Source organism: Pseudomonas sp. TE4620, from assembly GCF_056279045.1.
The window spans coordinates 2,205,390-2,223,745 of the sequence record NZ_JBWBQO010000001.1 but is presented as its reverse complement, the minus strand read 5'-3'; the positions used below and the strand labels follow the sequence as shown (position 1 = coordinate 2,223,745).

The following is an 18,356-nucleotide window of genomic DNA, read 5'->3' as shown; positions in this document are numbered from 1 at the left end:
GCTTTTCAATAAAAACAATAAGTAAGTCTCATGCCAGACAACCCCAAGGAGGCAGCATGGCCGCCTATCTCGCCAGCGCCACAGACGATGGCGCCGACACTTCACGAGGCATTTCCCGGCGATATGCCTGGATTGTCTTTGCCCTGACCTTTGGCCTGCTGATTTCCGACTACATGTCGCGGCAGGTACTCAACGCAGTCTTCCCGTTGCTCAAGGCCGAATGGGCCCTGAGCGACAGCCAGCTGGGCCTGCTCAGCGGCATTGTCGCGCTGATGGTCGGGCTGCTGACCTTCCCCTTGTCACTGTTGGCCGACCGCTTCGGGCGCATCCGCAGCCTGGTGCTGATGGCCGTACTCTGGAGCCTGGCCACCCTCGGCTGCGCCCTGGCCGACAACTACCCGCAGATGTTTGCCGCGCGTTTTCTGGTCGGTGTCGGCGAGGCCGCCTATGGCAGCGTTGGCATTGCCGTGGTGGTCGCGGTGTTCCCCCGTGACATGCGCGCGACCCTGGCCGGGGCCTTCATGGCCGGCGGCATGTTCGGCTCGGTGCTGGGCATGGCCCTGGGCGGCTTGATGGCCCAGCACTTTGGCTGGCGCTGGGCGTTCGCCGCGATGGCCCTGTTCGGCCTGTTGCTGGCGTTGCTGTACCCGCTGATCGTCAAGGAGGCGAAGATCGCTCCGCAGCGGGTCAATGCCGCCGCCTGCAAGATCGCCCGGCCACTGCACACCTTGTACGGCAGCCGCTCGGTGATCGCCGCTTACGTGGGCAGTGGCCTGCAGCTGTTCGTCGGCGGCACGGTGATTGTCTGGATGCCCAGCTATCTGAACCGCTACTACGCCATGGGCACCGACCAGGCCGGCGTGGTCGCGGCCATCATCGTGCTGTGCAGCGGCATCGGCATGATCCTCTGCGCCATGCTTTGCGATCGCCTCGGCCGGCAGCGCCCGGACCGCAAGATCAGCCTGGCCATCGGTTATTGCCTGGGCAGTTGCCTGTTGCTGTCGCTGGCCTTCGCGCTGCCCTCGGGCACCGCGCAACTGGTGCTGATCTGCCTGGGGATGATGGTTGCCGCCGGCACCAACGGCCCATCCAGCGCCATGGTCGCCAACCTGACCCATTACTCGGTGCACGGCACCGCGTTTGCCACCCTGACCCTGGCCAACAACCTGCTCGGGCTTGCGACCGGGCCGTTGATTACCGGCCGCGTCTCCGACCTGATCGGCCTGCAGGCCGCCTTCCAGCTGGTGCCGCTGATCAGCATCGCGGCGGCGGCGGTGTTCTTTATTGCCAAGCGTCATTACCACCGTGACATGGCCCGCCTGGAGTTGAATCCGTGAAGCACGTTTTGTCGATCGAAGTGTTCTTCGACTTTATCTGCCCCTGGTGCCTGATTGGCCAGGCGCATCTGCAGCGGGCGCTGGAACAACTGCGCCGCGAGCGGCCCGAGGTCGAGGTCAAGCTGCTCTTGCGCGGCGTGCAATTACTGCCGCAGATGGCCAGGACCGGCCAGCCGTTCGAGGCCTTTTACCGCAAGCGCCTGGGCAGCGATGAGGCGGTACGCCTGCGCCAGGCGCAGGTGCGCAGCGCCGCCAAGGCCGCAGGGGTGGAGATCGATTTCAGCCGCATCAGCCGCATGCCCAACACCGCCGACGCCCATCGCCTGCTGCAGCGCGCGGTGGCGCTGGGTTCGACTCAGCAGGCCGAAGCGCTGCTGGCCAGGCTGTTTGCCGGCTACTTCCAGCAGGGCAAGGATTTGGGTGACCCGGTGACCTTGATGCATATCGCCAGCGCCTGTGGCCTGGAGCCTGGGCGGTTTGCCGATTGCCTGCGCGGCGATGCCAGCCCGTTCATCGGCGCCAACGACCAGGCTGCCGACGGCGTGCCGTGCTTTCGCTTCAACCAGCGTCTGCGGGTCTCGGGGGCACAGCCGGTCGAGGTGTTGCTGCAGGCCATGGCCCAAGCCCTGGAACACGAGGTGGCGGCATGAGCGGGGTGTATCCGGTACCGGCCGACAAAGTCCCGCCCCGTGGCGGGCGGGTGTTGCTGGAATGGGCGGACAGGAGCGTGGCGCTGTTCAACGTTGCCGACAGCTTCTACGCCATCGACGACAGTTGCCCGCACCAGGGCGCCTCGCTGTGCGGCGGGCGCCTGGACGGACGGGTGATCCAGTGCTGCGCCCACGGCCTGCGCTTTGATCTGGCCAGCGGTTATCTGCTCAACTCGACGCAGCTCAAGGTTGCCAGCTACCCGGTCGAGCAACGGGATGGGCGGCTGTTCATCGTGCTGGCGAGCAAGGAGGCGGGCCAATGAGCGTGGTCGCAATTGCCGCCGCCAACCACCGCGCCCGGGAACTGGCGCCGGGCTTTATCGTCAGCCTGATTGCCGCGGCGGCGGCGAGTTTTCTCAGTGAGCATTACGATGCCCCGGTGATGTTGTTTGCCTTGTTGCTGGGCATGGCGCTGAACTTTCTGGCCAGCGATGGCCGTTGCAAAGCCGGGATCGAATTCACCGCACGCACGGTATTGCGCCTGGGTGTGGCGCTGCTGGGCATGCGCATTACCCTGGGCCAGATCGCCAGCCTTGGCTGGAAGCCGGTAGCGCTGGTGGTGATTTTGGTGGTGGTGACCATCCTGGTCTCGGTGGTGGCGGCACGGGCCCTGGGTTTTCAGCGCTTGTTCGGCATGCTCACCGGTGGTGCCACGGCGATTTGCGGGGCCTCGGCGGCGCTGGCCCTGGCCGCGGCCTTGCCCCATCACCCGCAAAAAGAGCGCGCCACCCTGTTTACCGTGATTGGCGTGTCGGCGTTGTCGACCCTGGCGATGATCCTCTATCCGATGATTGCCAGCTGGCTGCAGCTGTCGCCGCAACAGGCCGGGGTGTTTCTCGGCGCGACCATTCATGATGTGGCGCAGGTGGTGGGCGCGGGGTACAGCATGTCCACCGAGACCGGCGACATTGCCACCGTGGTCAAGCTGATGCGCGTGGCCATGTTGCTGCCGGTGATTGTCTGCGCGGCGATGATCACCCGCCGCGCCGGCGGTGATGCCGGTGGGCAGCGGCCACCGTTACTGCCGTGGTTTGCGGTGGGTTTTGTCCTGCTGGCGTGCATCAACAGCACCGGCTGGGTGTCGGCGGCGGTGCAGGGCGGGGTCAACGACCTGTCGCGCTGGTGCCTGGTGGTGGCGATCAGCGCCCTGGGCATGAAGACTCAGTTAAAAGAGCTGGCCGCGGTGGGCTTCAAGCCGATTGCGTTGATGGTCGGGGAGACGGTGTTCCTGGTGCTGCTGGTATTGGCATTGATGCACTGGGGGTTGTAGACGGTTGCCCCAGTAGTGGACTGGCATGCACCGAACCCAAGCGCGCAGCACTCGTGTTTGACAGCGCCGGCTAGTCTTGCCGGCACTCATGCTGCGCCCGCCAACTGGCCGGCGGCATGCCGAACTGGGCGATGAACCAGCGGGTAAAGGAGCTGGGCATTGAGTAACCGAGCATGTCGGCGATGCGCCCCATTGTATAGCTGGGGTTTTCCAGGTAGCGGATCACCAGGTCGCGGCGCACGCCGTTGATCAAATCGCTGAAGGTCACCCCGCATTCCTCCAGGCGCCGTTGCAAGGTGCGCACGTTCATGCCCTGGGTTTGCGCCACCTGCTCGATGGTCGCCCGGCCCATGGGCAATAGCAGGTAGATGGTCTTGCGCATTTCCAGTTCCAGCGACAGCTTGCCACTGGCCTGCAGGGTGTCCAGGTAACGCTGCGCCAGGCGCGCCATGGCCTGGTTGGCCAGCGGGTTGGCGGTGTCGAGGTCGGCGGCCGGGCAGACGATACCGTTGAACTCGCTGCCAAACACCAGCTTGCAGCCAAAAATCCGCCGGTGAATGGCCAGGTCCGCCGGCGCCGCATGGGTGAAGTTGGCGCTGATCGGGTGCCAGTGGGCGCCAAGCAGGGCCGCGCACAGGCGCAACATCACGCCAATCGCCAGCTCTGTGGCCTGGCGCCCGCGCTGGGGCTGGTCGGTGACCACTTCTTCCCGAATGATCACGGTCTTGCCGGCTTCTTCGATATGAATGGCCAGGGCGTCGTTGAGCAAATGCCGGTACTGGACGATCACCTGCAGGGCGTCGCGCAGGGTGCGCTGGTGGCTGAGCAGCAGGCTGATCTCGCCAAAATCCGACAACTGGCGCAGCTCGGCCATGCGCAGGCCGAAGGTTTCGCAGCCACTGACCCGAGCCGACTCCTCCAGCAGGGTCACCACGCTGGACACCGCGATACGCTGGTTGGGGTCGTCGAGCAGGCTGGCGCTGAGGCCGACCTGAGCCAGCAGGGCATGCGGGTTGAGCCCCAGGTGCCGGGACACCTCAAGGTAGTTGGTCAGGCTTGCAGCACGTACGAGGGCGGTCATTTTATTGTTTTCCACGCATTCATCAGGCGCCCCGCTTCTATGGCGGGTGATTCGTTATAGCGTGGGTGTCGCCAAATGAGAAGCCGTTTTCGGCGGCTGAAAAAAGCCCGATGACCCGCACCCCCGGGCCACTCGGACATACGCCACAAACCCTGTCATCAAATGAAAAGTCGCTGACGCGCAATGTAAAGCGCCAGCGGGGAGGGCTGATTACTGTGGCTGTGCAAGCGCTCGGGATCACCTGCGAGCGGACTGTCCTGAGCCTAGGTGCCGACGTGGAAAAACTGCATACCACCGCTACTGTCCTGATCGTCCCCGGCCTGCGCGAGCATGTGCCCGAGCATTGGCAGACCCGGCTGGCCGAACGCCTGGCCAAGGTCCATACGCTGGCGCCGCTGCAGGTCGATGGACTGGACTGCAACGCCCGGGTCGACGCCATCCAGTGTGCGCTTGAACAGATTGAAGGCGAGGTGTTGCTGGTGGCGCACAGCGCCGGGGTGCTGATGGTTGCCCACTGGGCGGCGCGTTACCAGCGGCCGATCAAGGGCGCGCTGCTGGCGGCGCCACCGGACCTTGCGGCCAGTTGGCCGGCGCACTACCCAAGCCCGCAAACCCTGCGCGCCAATGGCTGGAGCCCGCTGCCGATGACGCCGTTGCCGTTCCCGAGCATCGTCGCCGCCAGCAGCGACGACCACCTAGCCAGTCTCGACGCGGTCAGGGCCATGGCCCGCAACTGGGGCAGCCAGTTGCTGGAACTGGGCGCTGTCGGCCACCTCAACCCGGCCGCAGGCTTTGGCCCCTGGCCACGGGCCGAACAACTGGTCCAGGCCCTGGACCTGCAGTAACGCACGGACGCTTGAACCACGCCCGCATTCGACGGGCGGCGATAACAACAATAACAATAAGTGGAGCCATCGCGATGTCCAACCCTCGCATTCACCGTGCTGTGAAGCCACAGCGCTGCCTGCTCGCCTGCGCCATCGGCTTGCTGGCGCTGCCTGGCGCCCAGGCGTTCGAGCTCGATACCGGCAGTGAAGACTGGGCCGTGCGCCTGGATAACACGGTCAAGTACAACTACGGCGTACGCACCGAAAGCGCTGACAAGCGCCTGCTGGCAACCCCCAACAACAACGACGGCGACTACAACTTCCGCAAGGCCGGGACCACGGTCACCAACCGTATCGACCTGCTCAGCGAGCTGGACGTGATCTACCAGGGCAACATGGGCTTTCGCGTCAGCGCCGCCAGCTGGTACGACAAGGCCTACGACAACACCGGCTCCAACGCCAACCCGTTCGTCAACGGCAACGGCGGCCAGTCGGGCATCAACCCCAGCCTCAACGGCTTGCCCGGCACCGGCGTGCCGCTGGGCAGCCCGCACCTGAGCAACTATGCCCAGCGCTACTACAGCGGCCCGTCCGGTGAGGTACTGGATGCCTTCGTGTTCATGCGTCGCGAAGTGGGCGACTCCTCGCAGATCAGCGCCAAGCTCGGCCAGCACAACCTGTTCTGGGGCGAAACCCTGCTCAACCCGGTGCATTCGCTGAGCTACGGCCAGTCTGGCCTGGACCTGGCCAAGCTGGCCGCCTCACCCGGCACCGAAGCCAAGGAGCTGTTCGTGCCGCGCAACCAGCTGTCGGCGGCGTTGCTGGTCAACCCCGAGCTGACCATCGGCGCGCAGTACTTCCTCGACTGGGACGCCGCGCGGCTGCCGGAAGCCGGCACCTACTACGGCGGTTCGGACCTGGTGGGCGAGGGCGCACAGAGCTTTCTGCTCGGCCACACCGGCACGCCCGGGCTGATCCCGGTGCGCGGTGCGCTGACCAACATCCGCCGCGGCCACGACCTGACCCCGGACAAACGCGGCGACTGGGGGGTGATGGCCAAGTGGTCGCCCGAATGGCTGGGCGGCACCCTGGGCGTGTATTACCGCAAGACTTCGGAGATCCTGCCCCAGGCCTGGCTCGACGCCCGCGGCCTGACCGTCGCCAACGGCCCGTTCGGCAGCCCGCCGGGCAGTGCCCAGGGCGCGGTCGGCAACCTCTACAACTCGCTGCAAAGCGCCACCTACCAGTTCGCCTACGCCGACAACATCGACATCTACGGCCTGAGCCTGTCCAAGGATGTCGGCGGTATCAGCGTCGGCAGCGACCTGAACATCCGCCACAACATGCCCCTGGCGAGCATTCCGGCGATCCTCAGTGCGCCGGGCCAGGCCGGCCTGGGTGGCGGCTTCGGCCTGCTGCCGGCGCGTTTGCCCAGCAGTGGCGTGGTCTATGAAGCGCCGTCCGACGGCGACAGCATGAGCGCCACCGGCGACACCCTGCACTGGACCCTCAACGGCCTGATGACCATTGCCGATACGCCGCTGTTCGACTCGGCGACCCTGCTCGGCGAGCTGTTCTACAGCAACCTGCTCAAGCTCGATAACCACAACGCGGCCTTGTACAAGGGTAAAAGCAGCTACCGCGGCATCGACCAGCCGACCCGCGATAACTGGGGCATCGCGGTCAACTTCACCCCGACCTGGTACCAGGTGTTGCCGGGCATGGACCTGAGCATGCCGCTGTCGATCAACGTCGGCCTGGACGGCGTTTCGCCGGTGCAGGGCGGCGGCGCCGAGAACACCGGCAACTACGCCGTGGGCCTGAGCGCGGCGATCTACAACCAGTACTTCGTCGACCTCAAGTACGTCGATGGCTTCGGCAAGACCCAGTCCTGCAACAACGGCCAGACCGACGGCAGCACCCCCAACGCCCTGGACGGCGAGCAGGACTACACCTGCTACGGCGGCGGTTACGCCGCGTTCTCTGGCGGTGCCGCCACCACCGAGGACCGTGGCGCGCTGTACCTGACCCTGAAAACCACCTTCTGAGTCACACAGGAAAACAACAACATGAACTACGTGCACACCCTGTTGGCCACGTGCCTGTCGCTGGCTGCCCTGAACCCGGCCCATGCCGCCGTCTCCAACGACCAGGCCGCGCGCCTGGGCACCAGCCTGACGCCGATAGGCGCAGAGAAGGCCGCCAACGCCGACGGCTCGATTCCCGCCTACCAGGGCGGCCTGCTGACCCCGCCAGCGGCATACCAGAGCGGTGCGAGCATGCGCCCGGACCCGTTCGCCGCCGAGCAACCGCTGCTGGTCATCGATGGCAAAAATGCCGAACAGTACAAGGCTCAACTGACCGCCACCACCCAGGAACTGCTCAAGCGCTTCCCCAGTTTTCGCGTCGATGTCTATCCCACTCATCGCACCGTGGCGCTGCCGCAACCGGTGCTCGACAACACCCTGAAGAACGCCGTAGGTGCGCGCAGCCAGGAGGGCGGTAGCGCGGTCGACAATGTGCTGCCGGGCATTCCCTTCCCGATTCCGCAGAGCGGTGCCGAGGCCATGTGGAACTTCCTGTTGCGCTACCAGGGCGTGAGCATGACCGCCAAGTACGACTCGTGGAATGTCGATGCCGCCGGCAACGCCACCCTGAGCACCACCGGCCAGGCCAACATCAGCTACCCGATCTACGAGGACATGAGCAAGCCGATCGGCGCCAAGGACACCTACTACCAGATGAAACTCACCTACACCGCGCCGGCCCGCCGCGCCGGTGAAGCGATGATGCTGCGCGATGCCGCCAACCCGCTGGTGCAACCACGCAGCGCCTGGCAGTACCTGCCGGGCCAGCGCCGGGTCAAGCTGGCGCCGAACCTGGCCTACGACACGCCCAACCCGGGCACCTCGGGTTCGGGCACCTACGATGACGTGTTCGTCTTCAACGGCGCCCTCGACCGCTACGACTGGACCCTGGTCGGCAAGCAGGAGATGTACGTGCCGTACAACACCTACCGGTTGACCTACAACACCGACGTCAAGCAACTGACCACCGCCAACCACCTCGCGCCGCAATTCGTGCGCTGGGAAAAGCACCGGGTCTGGGTGGTCGAAGGCAAGCTCAAGGACGGCGCCCGGCACATCTACCACAAGCGCCGCTTCTACCTCGACGAGGACAGCTGGATCGCCCTGGCCTCAGACCAGTATGACGCCCGTGGCCAGCTGTACCGCGGCAGCTTCGCCTTCCTCAGCCAGAGCTACGACAAACAGACCCCGGATGCCACGCCGTTCATGATCTACGACCTGATCGGCGGCACCTACAACCTCAATGGTGTGGTCGGGGCCTACGGCGGCATTCGCTACATCGAGCCGCTGTCGCGCACCCAGTGGTCGCCCGAGTCCCTGGCCGGGGCCGGCATTCGCTGAGCCTGTCGAGCACGCACCGAGGAGGATCAGGGATGGCTTTTTTTAAACGCTGCAGCGTGATGCTGCTGGCCTGGGCCGCGCTGCAGGGCGCGGCCCGGGCCGAGCCTTACGTCGACGTGCTCGACCTGCCGGCGCAGCCCAGCGCCCTGGCCGCCACCAGCGCCTTGCGCGATGTCAGCGTCGCCGGCACGCGCCTGGTGGCGGTGGGGCCACGGGGGCACATCCTCTACTCGGATGACCAGGGCAGTCACTGGCAACAGGCGCAGGTGCCGGTCAGCGCCGACCTCAATGCGGTGAGCTTCGCCACCGCGCAGCTGGGCTGGGCGGTGGGCAACGACGGGGTGATATTGCACAGCCGCGATGGCGGCCAGCGCTGGGAAAAACAGCTGGACGGGCGGGTGCTCGGCGAGCAGGTGCTGGCTTATTACCAGGCACGGGCGCAAGCGGGCGGCGATCAATGGGCACGCTGGGTGGGCGAGGGTGAGCGCCTGGTCGCGGAGGGCGCCGACAAGCCGTTGCTCGACGTCTGGTTCAGCGACCCGCTGCACGGCTTTGCGGTGGGCGTATTCAACCTGCTGCTGCACACCGTTGACGGCGGCCAGCACTGGACGCCGTGGCTGGAACGCAGCGACAACCCGCAAGGCTTGCACCTGACCGGCCTGGCCAGCGTCGACGGCGCGCTGTACATCAGCGGCGAGCAGGGCCTGCTGCTCAAGCTGAGCGCTGCGGGCGACCATTTCGAGCGCCTGAGCACCCCCTATGCCGGCAGTTATTTCGGCGTCATTGGCAAGCCTGGGGCGCTGCTGGCCTACGGGTTGCGCGGCCACGTACTGCGCAGCACCGATGGCGGTGCCGGCTGGCAAGTGATCAAGACCGACCTGAACACCAGCATCACCGCCGCCAGCCTCGACGCCCGCGGGCGGTTCTGGCTGGCCAGCCAGGCCGGCGACCTGCTGGTCAGTAACGATGACGGCGCAAGCTTCAGCCCGCTGGCGCAAACCCAGCGCGCGCCGGTCAGCGGCGCAGCCTTTGATAGCGGCGCCGCGCTGGTGCTGGTCGGTGAGCGCGGCATCCGCACCCTGGCCCCCGACCAACCGCAGCAGCCATAACAAGAGAAAACCCTGATGGCCGACATCCAACAAGACACCTTGCCGGTGATCCGCAACCTCGGCGACTTCGATGCACGCTCCGGCAATCGCCTCGAACGCCTGGTGTTCAACCACCGGCTGGCGTTCATGCTGTGCATGCTGCTGGTTACCCTGGTGCTCGGCAGCATGGCCATGACCCGCCTGGAGCTGCGGCCCAGCTTCGAGAAGATGATCCCGCAGAGTCATCCCTACATCCGCAACTACCTGGACAACCGCCAGGCGCTGCGCGGCCTGGGCAATTCCCTGCGGGTGGTGGTAGAGAACACCCGTGGCGATATCTTCGACCCGGCCTACCTGCAGACCCTGCGCCAGATCAACGACGAGCTGTTCCTGAGCCAAGGTGTCGACCGCGCCTGGATGAAGTCGCTGTGGAGCCCGGCGGTGCGCTGGACCGAAGTCACCGAAGAGGGCTTCCAGGGCGGCCCGGTGATGCCCGATGCCTACCAGGGCTCGGCCGCCGATATCCAGCAACTGCGGCAGAACATCGAGCGGGCCAACATCGTCGGCAGCCTGGTGGCCCGTGACTTTACATCGAGCATGCTTATTGTGCCGCTGCTCGACCAGGCCTCGGCGACCGGTGCCGGCATCGACTACCACGGGTTCTCCGTCAAGCTCGAGCAATTGCGCGCGCACTACGAAGCGGGCGGCGTCTACAAACTGCATGTGATCGGCTTTGCCAAGCTGATGGGCGACCTGATCGACGGGCTGCTGCAGGTGATGCTGTTCTTCGCCCTGGCAGTGCTGACCACGCTGCTGATCATCTACCTCTATACCCGCTGCGTGCGCAGCACCTTGCTGGTGGTGCTGTGCTCGTTGACGGCGGTGGTCTGGCAACTGGGGATCGTCGCCTGGCTGGGGTATGCCATCGATCCGTATTCGATCCTGGTGCCTTTTTTGATCTTCGCCATCGGCGTGTCCCATGCGGCGCAGAAGATGAACGGCATCATGCAGGACATCGGCCGCGGCACCCACCGCCAGATCGCTGCGCGCTACACCTTCAGGCGTTTGTTCGTCGCCGGGGTCACCGCCTTGCTGGCCGATGCGGTGGGCTTTGCCGTACTGATGCTGATCGACATCCCGGTAATCAAGGACCTGGCGATTACCGCCAGCATTGGCGTGGCGGTGCTGATCTTCACCTCGCTGCTGCTGATGCCGGTGGCATTGTCGTATGTCGGCGTCGGGCGCAAGGCCGCTGAACGGGCCTTGCGTATCGACCTGCGCGCCGCCGAGCATCGCGGCTTTGGCAAACTCTGGGACCTGCTCGATCGCTTCACCGAACGCAAGTGGGCAACCGGCGCCGTGCTGGTGGCCGCCTTGCTCGGTGCCGGCGGTTTCTGGCTGAGCCTGCAACTGAAAATCGGCGACCTCGACAGCGGCGCCCCGGAGCTGCACGCCGACTCGCGCTACAACCGCGACAACGCCTACATCACCGGCCATTACGCGCTGTCCAGCGACACCTTTGCGGTAATGATCAAGACCGCCCCGGAAGGCTGCCTGCGCTACCAGACCCTGGTGCTCGCCGACCGCCTGGCCTGGGCGCTGCAACAGAACCCGCAGGTGCAGACCACCTTGTCGCTGACCAACGCGGTGCGCCAGATAACCGCCGGCACCTACGAGGGCAACCCCAAGCTGAGCAGCATCCAGCGCAACCAGGACGTGCTCAACTACGCCGCCCAGCAAGCCTCGGTGAACGCCCCGGAGCTGTTCAACAACGACTGCTCGCTGATGCCGGTGATCGCCTACCTCAAGGACCACAAGGCCGACACCCTCGACCAGGTGGTGGCGATTGCCGAGCGCTTTGCCCAGGCCAACAGCAGCGAGGACCGCCAGTTCCTGCTGGCGGCCGGCAGCGCCGGGATCGAGGCGGCGACCAACATCGTGGTGCGCGAGGCCAACCGCAGCATGCTGTTGCTGGTGTACCTGGCGGTGACGCTGTTCTGCCTGATCACCTTTCGCAGCTGGCGCGCAACCCTGGTGGCGGTACTGCCGCTGATGCTCACCTCGATACTCTGCGAGGCGCTGATGGTGATGATGGGCATCGGCGTCAAGGTCGCCACCTTGCCGGTAATCGCCCTGGGCGTGGGCATTGGCGTCGATTACGCGCTGTACCTGCTCAGCGTGCAGCTGCATTACCAGCGCCAGGGCCTGTCGCTGGCGCAATCCTACAAGAACGCCGTGGCCTTTACCGGGCGGGTGGTCGGCCTGGTCGGCATCACCCTGGCCGCCGGCGTGGTTGGCTGGGCCTGGTCGCCGATCAAGTTCCAGGCCGACATGGGCATCCTGCTGACCTTCATGTTCCTCTGGAACATGCTCGGCGCGCTGGTGCTGATCCCGGCGCTGTCGCACTTCCTCTTGCCCGCCAGCCAGGCGCGGGCGCCTTCACCCAGCCCCGGCAGTGTCGAGGGGCTGAACCTTAACAGCCAAAAAGCCGAGTGTTCATCGCATGTCTGATTACCTACCGCCGTTGCGTGACATGGATTTTCTGTTCAACGAAGTGTTCGACATTCCTGGCCAGTGGGCGCGCATTCCGGCCCTGGCCGAGCAGGTCGATGCCGACACCGCGCGGGCCATCCTCGAGCAGGCCGGCAAGCTCATCGCCCGGCAGGTGGCACCGCTCAACCGCAGTGGCGACGAGCAGGGTTGCCAGTGGCATGAGGGCCGGGTGAGCACCCCGGATGGTTTTGCCCAGGCTTATCGCAACTATGCCGACGACGGCTGGGTCGGCGTTGCCGGGGCTTGTGAATATGGCGGCATGGGCATGCCCAAGGTGATTGCCGCCCAGGTCGAGGAGATGCTCAACGCCGCCAACCTGTCGTTCGCCCTGTACCCGATGCTGACCGCCGGCGCCTGCCTGTCGCTGCTCAACCACGCCAGCGAGGCGCTCAAGGCGCGCTACCTGCCGCCCATGTACGAAGGGCGCTGGTCGGGGTCGATGTGCCTGACCGAACCCCATGCCGGCACCGACCTGGGCCTGATCCGTACCCGAGCCGAACCCCGGGCTGATGGCAGCTACCGAGTCACGGGCACGAAGATCTTCATCACCGGCGGCGAACAGGACCTGACCGAGAACATCATTCACCTAGTGCTGGCCAAACTGCCGGACGCACCGGCTGGCGCCAAGGGCATCTCGCTGTTCCTGGTGCCCAAGCTGCTGGTGGAGGAGGACGGCGCACTGGGCGAGGCCAACGCGGTGAGCTGCGGCTCGATCGAACACAAGATGGGCATCAAGGCCTCGGCCACCTGCGTGATGAACTTCGACGGCGCCGTCGGCTACCTGGTGGGCGAGGCCAACAAGGGCCTGAATGCCATGTTCACCATGATGAACTACGAGCGCCTGGGCGTCGGTATCCAGGGCCTGGCCCTGGGCGAGCGCTCGTACCAGAACGCCGTGGCCTACGCCCGCGAACGCTTGCAAAGCCGCGCTGCCACTGGCCCGGTAAACGCGCAGCAGGCGGCCGACCCGATTATCGAGCACGCCGATGTGCGGCGCATGCTGTTGACCATGAAGGCGTTGAACGAAGGCGGGCGGGCGTTCTCCACCTATGTGGCGCTGCAACTGGACCTGGCCAAGTACAGCGAAAATGCCGATGAGCGCAGCCAGGCGCAAGCGCGGGTAGCGCTGCTGACGCCGGTGGCCAAGGCGTTCTTGACCGACATGGGCCTGGAAACCACCGTGCACGGCCAGCAGGTGTTCGGCGGCCATGGTTATATTCGCGAATGGGGCCAGGAACAGCTGATTCGCGATTGCCGCATCACCCAGATCTACGAAGGCACCAACGGCATCCAGGCCCTGGACCTGCTCGGGCGCAAGCTGGTCGCCGACGGTGGCCGCAGCTACGCGGCGCTTGCGCAGGAGATCAAGGCCTACGCCCAGACCCTGGCGGCCTCACGCGCCGAGTTCAAGACCCCGCTGTTGCTGGCGCTGGCCAATCTCGACGACCTCACCGCCTGGGTGCTCGACCGCGCCCAGGGCAACCCTGAGGAGATCGGCGCGGCGGCGGTGGAGTACCTGCAGGTGTTCGGCTACACCCTGTATGCCTATTTGTGGACGCGCATGGCCGATGTCGCTATGCAGCACCACGGCGCCTTCTACCAGAGCAAACTGGGCACCGCACGCTTCTATTTCGCCCGCCTGCTGCCGCGCATCGATTCGCTCAGCGCCAGTGTCAAGGCCGGCAGCCACAGCCTGTTCCTGCTCCAGGCCGAGCAACTGTGAAGGACACGCCCATGACCCGCACCCGCATCATCGAACCTGCGCCCGGCGCCTACAGCTACCCGTTGCTGATCAAGCGCCTGCTGTTGTCGGGCGTGCGCTACCAGCCCGGCCAGGAGATCGTCTACGCCGACAAGCTGCGCTACAGCTACAGCACCTTGCTTGAACGCATCCAGCGCCTGGCCAATGTGCTGAGCGCTGCCGGGGTCAAGCCTGGCGACACCGTGGCCTTGCTCGACTGGGACAGCCACCGCGCGCTGGAGTGCTTTTTTGCCGTGCCGATGCTCGGCGCCGTGCTGCACACCGTCAACGTACGGCTGTCGCCCGAGCAGGTGCGCTACACCATGAACCACGCCGAGGATCACCTGGTGCTGGTGCATGACGACTTCATGCCGCTGATGACCCAGTTGCGCGAGCAATTACCGACGGTCAAGGGTTACCTGCGCCTGAGTGACGGCGCTGAAGTGCACACGGAACTGCCGCTGCTGGGCGAGTACGAAGCGCTGCTGGCCGGTGCCGACAGCCACTTCGACTTTGCCGATTTCGACGAGAACTCGGTGGCCACGCTGTTCTACACCACCGGCACCACCGGCAACCCCAAGGGCGTGTACTTCAGCCATCGGCAACTGGTGCTGCACACCCTCAACGAACTCGGCACCTTCGCCGCCTGCGGCGGTGAGCCGCTGTTGCGCTCGGGCGATGTGTACATGCCGATCACGCCGATGTTCCATGTGCATGCCTGGGGCGTGCCCTACGTGGCCACGGCCCTGGGCATCAAGCAGGTGTACCCCGGCCGCTACGAGCCCAACCAGCTGGTGCGGCTGATGCGCGAAGAGCAGGTGAGCTTCTCGCACTGCGTGCCGACCCTGTTGCAGATGATGCTCGATTGCGACGAAGGCCAGCGCACCGACTTTAGCGGCTGGAAGATGCTGCTCGGCGGCAGCGCGCTAACCCAGGGCCTGGCCGCGCGGGCCAGCGCCAGGGGCATTCGCGTGCACTGCGGCTATGGCATGTCCGAGACCTGCCCGCTGCTGTGCGTGACCAGCCTTGGCGCCGCTGACCTGGCGTTGCCGATGCAGGCGCAACTGCCGTTGCGGATCAACGCCGGGGTGCCGATCCCGCTGGTGGACCTGCGCATCGTCGACGAACAGGGCAAAGACGTGGCCCACGACGGCGCAAGCCTCGGTGAAATCGTCGTGCGCGCGCCATGGCTGACCCAGGGTTACCTCAAGGAACCGGAGCAGGGCGCCGCACTGTGGGCCGGCGGCTGGCTGCACACCGGCGACATGGCCTGCATCGATGAACGCGGCGCGGTGCAGATTCGCGACCGGATCAAGGACGTGATCAAGACCGGCGGCGAGTGGATCAGCTCGGTGGAGCTGGAAAGCCTGATCAGCCAGCACAGCGGGGTCGATTCGGTGGCGGTGGTGGGGGTGGCGGATGCGCAGTGGGGCGAGCAGCCGCTGGCCCTGGTGGTCTGCGTTGCCGGCGTCGAGCTGGATCAGCCGGCGCTGGCCCGGCACCTGCAGCCATTTGTCGACAGCGGGCGCCTGAACAAATGGGCGATTCCGCGCCTGGTGCGCTTTGTCAGCGAAATTCCCAAGACCAGCGTCGGCAAGATCAACAAGAAGCTGATTCGCCAGAGCCATTGTGGCGTCTGAGTAAAGCAAGTGGGCATTCGACTTGCGCCGCGATGGGCTTGACCGGCCTCATCGCGGGGCAAGCCCGCTGCTACCTGTCAGACTTCAGTGAGGTCCGAGGTGGGCGGGGTGGGGGTGTTGACGCTGTCCAGTTGCTGGTCGGCAAGATCCTGGGCCAGGGCAACCATGGTCATGGTCGGGTTCCACGAACCACTGGCCGGCCACAGCGCACCGCCGGTGACGTAGACGTTCTCCACGCCATGGGGACGGTAGTCCAGGCCAACCACGCCTTCGTCCTTGTCGCCGATCCACAGGGTCGAGCCCTCGTGCACCAGCCCGGCCACCCGCCGTTCAGGAATGCTCGGCCGTTCGCCAGTCCAGTGGCCCAGGTTCGGGTCGCCGTGCCAGTACTCGACCTTGCCTTCGGGGGCGAACACCCGCTCCATCATCTGGAAAGTGCCTTCGTCCATGGTGTCCCAGGTTTGCTGGTCGGTTTTGCTGGCCAGCACCTGCAGGTTGACGTTGGTGGTCGGGTCGGCCTGGTCGTTGAGGTGGAAGTGGTTGTCGGGGTTTCGGAAGTCGATCTCGCCAAGCACGGCGCAAACGAACACCAGATGGTCCTTCGACGATTCCAGTTGCGCCATCGACGCCGTGGCGACCACGTCCGGCATATAACGCGCGGCTTTCTGCGCGTTCTTTGCAGGTTTGCGGTCTGACAGCACCGACAACTGCACGTGGTACTGCATGCCGCTTTGCTTGTTCTTGCCGGCCAGGTAAATGGCCGCGAGCTCAAGCTCGGCCAGTTTGTCGGCGAACGGGTAGTCCTTGCGCGGCACCCGCGCCACCACCGAGGTGATGAAGTGGGCGGTGAAGCGATCGCCGGCACGTTTGATTTGCGGGAACGAGTTCATCAGCAAGGTCGCCGGCGGCAGGGTGCCCATGGCCAGGATCAGCTTGGCGTTGCCGATGTTGATCACCCCGCGCGAGGTTTGTAGCGCCGTGGCCGCGCCATCCTGCTGGTGGATGCGCTCGACGATGCACTCGGTGATGATCCGCAGCGGGCTGCCAGTACCGGCAGCGGCGCGGTCGGCCTGTTTGCCGGCCAGCTCCATGATTGCCGCCGGGGTCGAGAACTTGGCAAAGTCCACGCCACCGGCGCGATCGGCCGCGGCGGCCAGGGGCGCCGACAACCAGCGGGTGGCCGAGTCGATCTTGCCGATGTTGTGCTCGAGCATGTTTTGCAGCTCAAGCTGCAGGGTGCCGTAGACCGGGCGTTGCTCGGTGACATGGGCGCGCACCTGCGGGTCGAGCTGGGTGTCGATCTTGTCGGCCGGGATGACGTTGAGCAGCTTTTCGGCCGACTCGAAGCGGGCCTCGGCGGCGGCGATGGTCTGCTCGGGCCAGTAGGCCATTTCCTCCTTGGTCGGCCGAGGGCACCAGGCGCTCCACATGATGCTTCGGCCACCGAAGAACGGCACCATGCCGTGCTGCCAGCCGATGTTGCCCGGTGGCTGGCTGGCGGTACGCGCCGAGAGGGTCCAGGGGAAGGTTTCGGAGAAGCCGCCGAGGGTTTTCTGATAAGGGATCGGCAGGTTCTGGAAGTGCTCGGGGAGGAAGAACGGCCCGCGCTCGACCATCAGGATCCGCGCCTTGGGCTGGCTTTCGAGGATGCGTTCGGCGAAGGCCAGGGAACAGAAGCCGGTGCCGATGATGATGAAATCGAACTGTTCTTCTTCGCGGACCTGCTTCCAGGCCGATTCGGAGAGAAAGAACACGTGGTCCAGCACCTTCTGGGCGTTGGGTGTCTGCGGACCGGGGGTAGGGTAGCCGTGACCGAAGTTGGTCGAACTGGTGACTGCGCTCATTGTTGCCTCCAATCATTGTTGGCAGAGGGTCTATCGTCCTTGTGCAGCGTGCAGCCGGGGGGCTGCGCTGCTAACGCTAGCAGAGCGAAGTGGCAATTCAAGATCACTTGGTCGGGGGAGCCGCGGGCCTCAGGCAACCCCGGAATACTTCACCGCTGCCGCCGCCCGCGACGGCACATTGAGGGTGCGCAGCAACGACGACACATGAATGCGCACGGTAAACGGCGAGATGTCCAGCGCGCGGGCGATTTCCTTGTTGGTCTTGCCCTGGGCGATCAGGCGCAACACCTCTTGCTGGCGTGCGGTCAGGGTTGTGGCGACGGCGCTGCTGTCCAGCGGCAGGAGCCCGGAGGGGGCAAAACGCACCAGCACTTCACCTTCACGGATGGCCAGGATCGCCTGGCCGATCTCGTCCGGGGCGATGTTCTTGCCGATGAAGCCGTCAATGCCGGCGGCCATGACCTCGCCGATCAGTTCCTCGTCATCGACCATCGATACCACGATCAAGGTGGTGCGCCGTAATTGCTGACGCAGCTCGACCAGCTGGCTGATGCAGGTCAGCCCCGGGAAGCGCAGGTCGAGGATCAGGGTGTCCGGTTCCGGACCGTTGGCGACCAGCTTGAGCACCGTGTCGAAATCACCGGCCTCTTCGCTCCGGGCATCGGGCAGCAGGCGCTGGACCGTACGCAGCATCGCTTCGCGAAACAGCGGATGGTCGTCGGCTATGATGATCCGGCATGCCATGGTGAGTGCCTCCCTGGGCCTGGCGTTCCTTTCGGACGTGCTACTTTACCACCGGGTACGGGCACCGCCCGGTGTTCATGCTGGATATGACGA

At 65.4% G+C, this 18,356-nt stretch carries 14 protein-coding genes; 11 read left to right on the top strand and 3 right to left on the bottom strand.

Annotated features, from left to right (window positions below; translation table 11 throughout):
• The first annotated feature begins 56 nt into the window (after nucleotides 1-56).
• The 4 genes from ACZ9A3_RS10500 to ACZ9A3_RS10485 are packed head-to-tail and all read left to right on the top strand — an operon-like array spanning nucleotide 57 to nucleotide 3,317.
• Nucleotides 57-1,337 carry an MFS transporter gene (locus tag ACZ9A3_RS10500; protein ID WP_045200886.1) on the top strand — a complete coding sequence of 427 codons (1,281 nt, stop codon included), beginning with the start codon at nucleotides 57-59 and terminating at the stop codon, nucleotides 1,335-1,337.
• Nucleotides 1,334-1,987 carry a DsbA family oxidoreductase gene (locus tag ACZ9A3_RS10495; protein ID WP_093382924.1) on the top strand — a complete coding sequence of 218 codons (654 nt, stop codon included), beginning with the start codon at nucleotides 1,334-1,336 and terminating at the stop codon, nucleotides 1,985-1,987. The genes ACZ9A3_RS10500 and ACZ9A3_RS10495 overlap by 4 nt, the downstream gene beginning before the upstream one ends.
• Complete coding sequence (locus ACZ9A3_RS10490) at nucleotides 1,984-2,310, top strand: Rieske (2Fe-2S) protein (protein WP_476252545.1); 327 nt, start codon at nucleotides 1,984-1,986, stop codon at nucleotides 2,308-2,310. Before ACZ9A3_RS10495 ends, ACZ9A3_RS10490 begins: the two co-directional genes overlap by 4 nt.
• Nucleotides 2,307-3,317 carry a YeiH family protein gene (locus ACZ9A3_RS10485; protein WP_045200880.1) on the top strand — a complete coding sequence of 337 codons (1,011 nt, stop codon included), beginning with the start codon at nucleotides 2,307-2,309 and terminating at the stop codon, nucleotides 3,315-3,317. The genes ACZ9A3_RS10490 and ACZ9A3_RS10485 overlap by 4 nt, the downstream gene beginning before the upstream one ends.
• Before the next feature lie 70 nt (nucleotides 3,318-3,387).
• On the opposite strand, the gene ACZ9A3_RS10480 is transcribed toward ACZ9A3_RS10485, so the two are convergent.
• Nucleotides 3,388-4,398, bottom strand: coding sequence for an AraC family transcriptional regulator (locus ACZ9A3_RS10480; RefSeq protein WP_476252544.1), 1,011 nt, complete (start codon nucleotides 4,396-4,398; stop codon nucleotides 3,388-3,390).
• A gap of 275 nt (nucleotides 4,399-4,673) precedes the next feature.
• Between ACZ9A3_RS10480 and ACZ9A3_RS10475 the strand changes: the two genes are divergently transcribed.
• From ACZ9A3_RS10475 to ACZ9A3_RS10445, 7 genes are all read left to right on the top strand, one after another.
• Nucleotides 4,674-5,243, top strand: a complete 570-nt coding sequence (locus tag ACZ9A3_RS10475) for an RBBP9/YdeN family alpha/beta hydrolase (protein WP_093382932.1) — start codon at nucleotides 4,674-4,676, stop codon at nucleotides 5,241-5,243.
• Between the two features lie 74 nt (nucleotides 5,244-5,317).
• Nucleotides 5,318-7,273, top strand: coding sequence for a DUF1302 domain-containing protein (locus ACZ9A3_RS10470; protein WP_213601241.1), 1,956 nt, complete (start codon nucleotides 5,318-5,320; stop codon nucleotides 7,271-7,273).
• Nucleotides 7,274-7,294: 21 nt separating this feature from the next.
• Entirely contained in the window at nucleotides 7,295-8,653 is a 1,359-nt protein-coding gene (locus ACZ9A3_RS10465; RefSeq protein ID WP_195884074.1) for a DUF1329 domain-containing protein, read from the top strand.
• 32 nt (nucleotides 8,654-8,685) lie between these two features.
• Nucleotides 8,686-9,762 (top strand): WD40/YVTN/BNR-like repeat-containing protein, encoded by a 1,077-nt coding sequence (locus tag ACZ9A3_RS10460; protein WP_258597731.1) that lies wholly within the window; start codon nucleotides 8,686-8,688, stop codon nucleotides 9,760-9,762.
• Between the two features lie 15 nt (nucleotides 9,763-9,777).
• Entirely contained in the window at nucleotides 9,778-12,252 is a 2,475-nt protein-coding gene (locus tag ACZ9A3_RS10455) for an efflux RND transporter permease subunit (RefSeq protein ID WP_258597730.1), read from the top strand.
• Entirely contained in the window at nucleotides 12,245-14,017 is a 1,773-nt protein-coding gene (locus ACZ9A3_RS10450) for an acyl-CoA dehydrogenase C-terminal domain-containing protein (RefSeq protein WP_476252543.1), read from the top strand. The genes ACZ9A3_RS10455 and ACZ9A3_RS10450 overlap by 8 nt, the downstream gene beginning before the upstream one ends.
• An 11-nt stretch (nucleotides 14,018-14,028) precedes the next feature.
• Nucleotides 14,029-15,675 (top strand): fatty acid--CoA ligase, encoded by a 1,647-nt coding sequence (locus tag ACZ9A3_RS10445; RefSeq protein WP_045200866.1) that lies wholly within the window; start codon nucleotides 14,029-14,031, stop codon nucleotides 15,673-15,675.
• Nucleotides 15,676-15,752: 77 nt separating this feature from the next.
• Here the strand turns inward: ACZ9A3_RS10445 and ACZ9A3_RS10440 are convergent, their stop codons facing one another.
• Both ACZ9A3_RS10440 and ACZ9A3_RS10435 read right to left on the bottom strand, forming a co-directional pair.
• The gene (locus ACZ9A3_RS10440) at nucleotides 15,753-17,519 is read right to left on the bottom strand and encodes a GMC oxidoreductase (protein ID WP_045200864.1); all 1,767 of its coding nucleotides are present in this window, start codon (nucleotides 17,517-17,519) and stop codon (nucleotides 15,753-15,755) included.
• Between the two features lie 129 nt (nucleotides 17,520-17,648).
• Nucleotides 17,649-18,263 carry a LuxR C-terminal-related transcriptional regulator gene (locus ACZ9A3_RS10435; protein WP_045200862.1) on the bottom strand — a complete coding sequence of 205 codons (615 nt, stop codon included), beginning with the start codon at nucleotides 18,261-18,263 and terminating at the stop codon, nucleotides 17,649-17,651.
• Nucleotides 18,264-18,356: the final 93 nt, after the last annotated feature.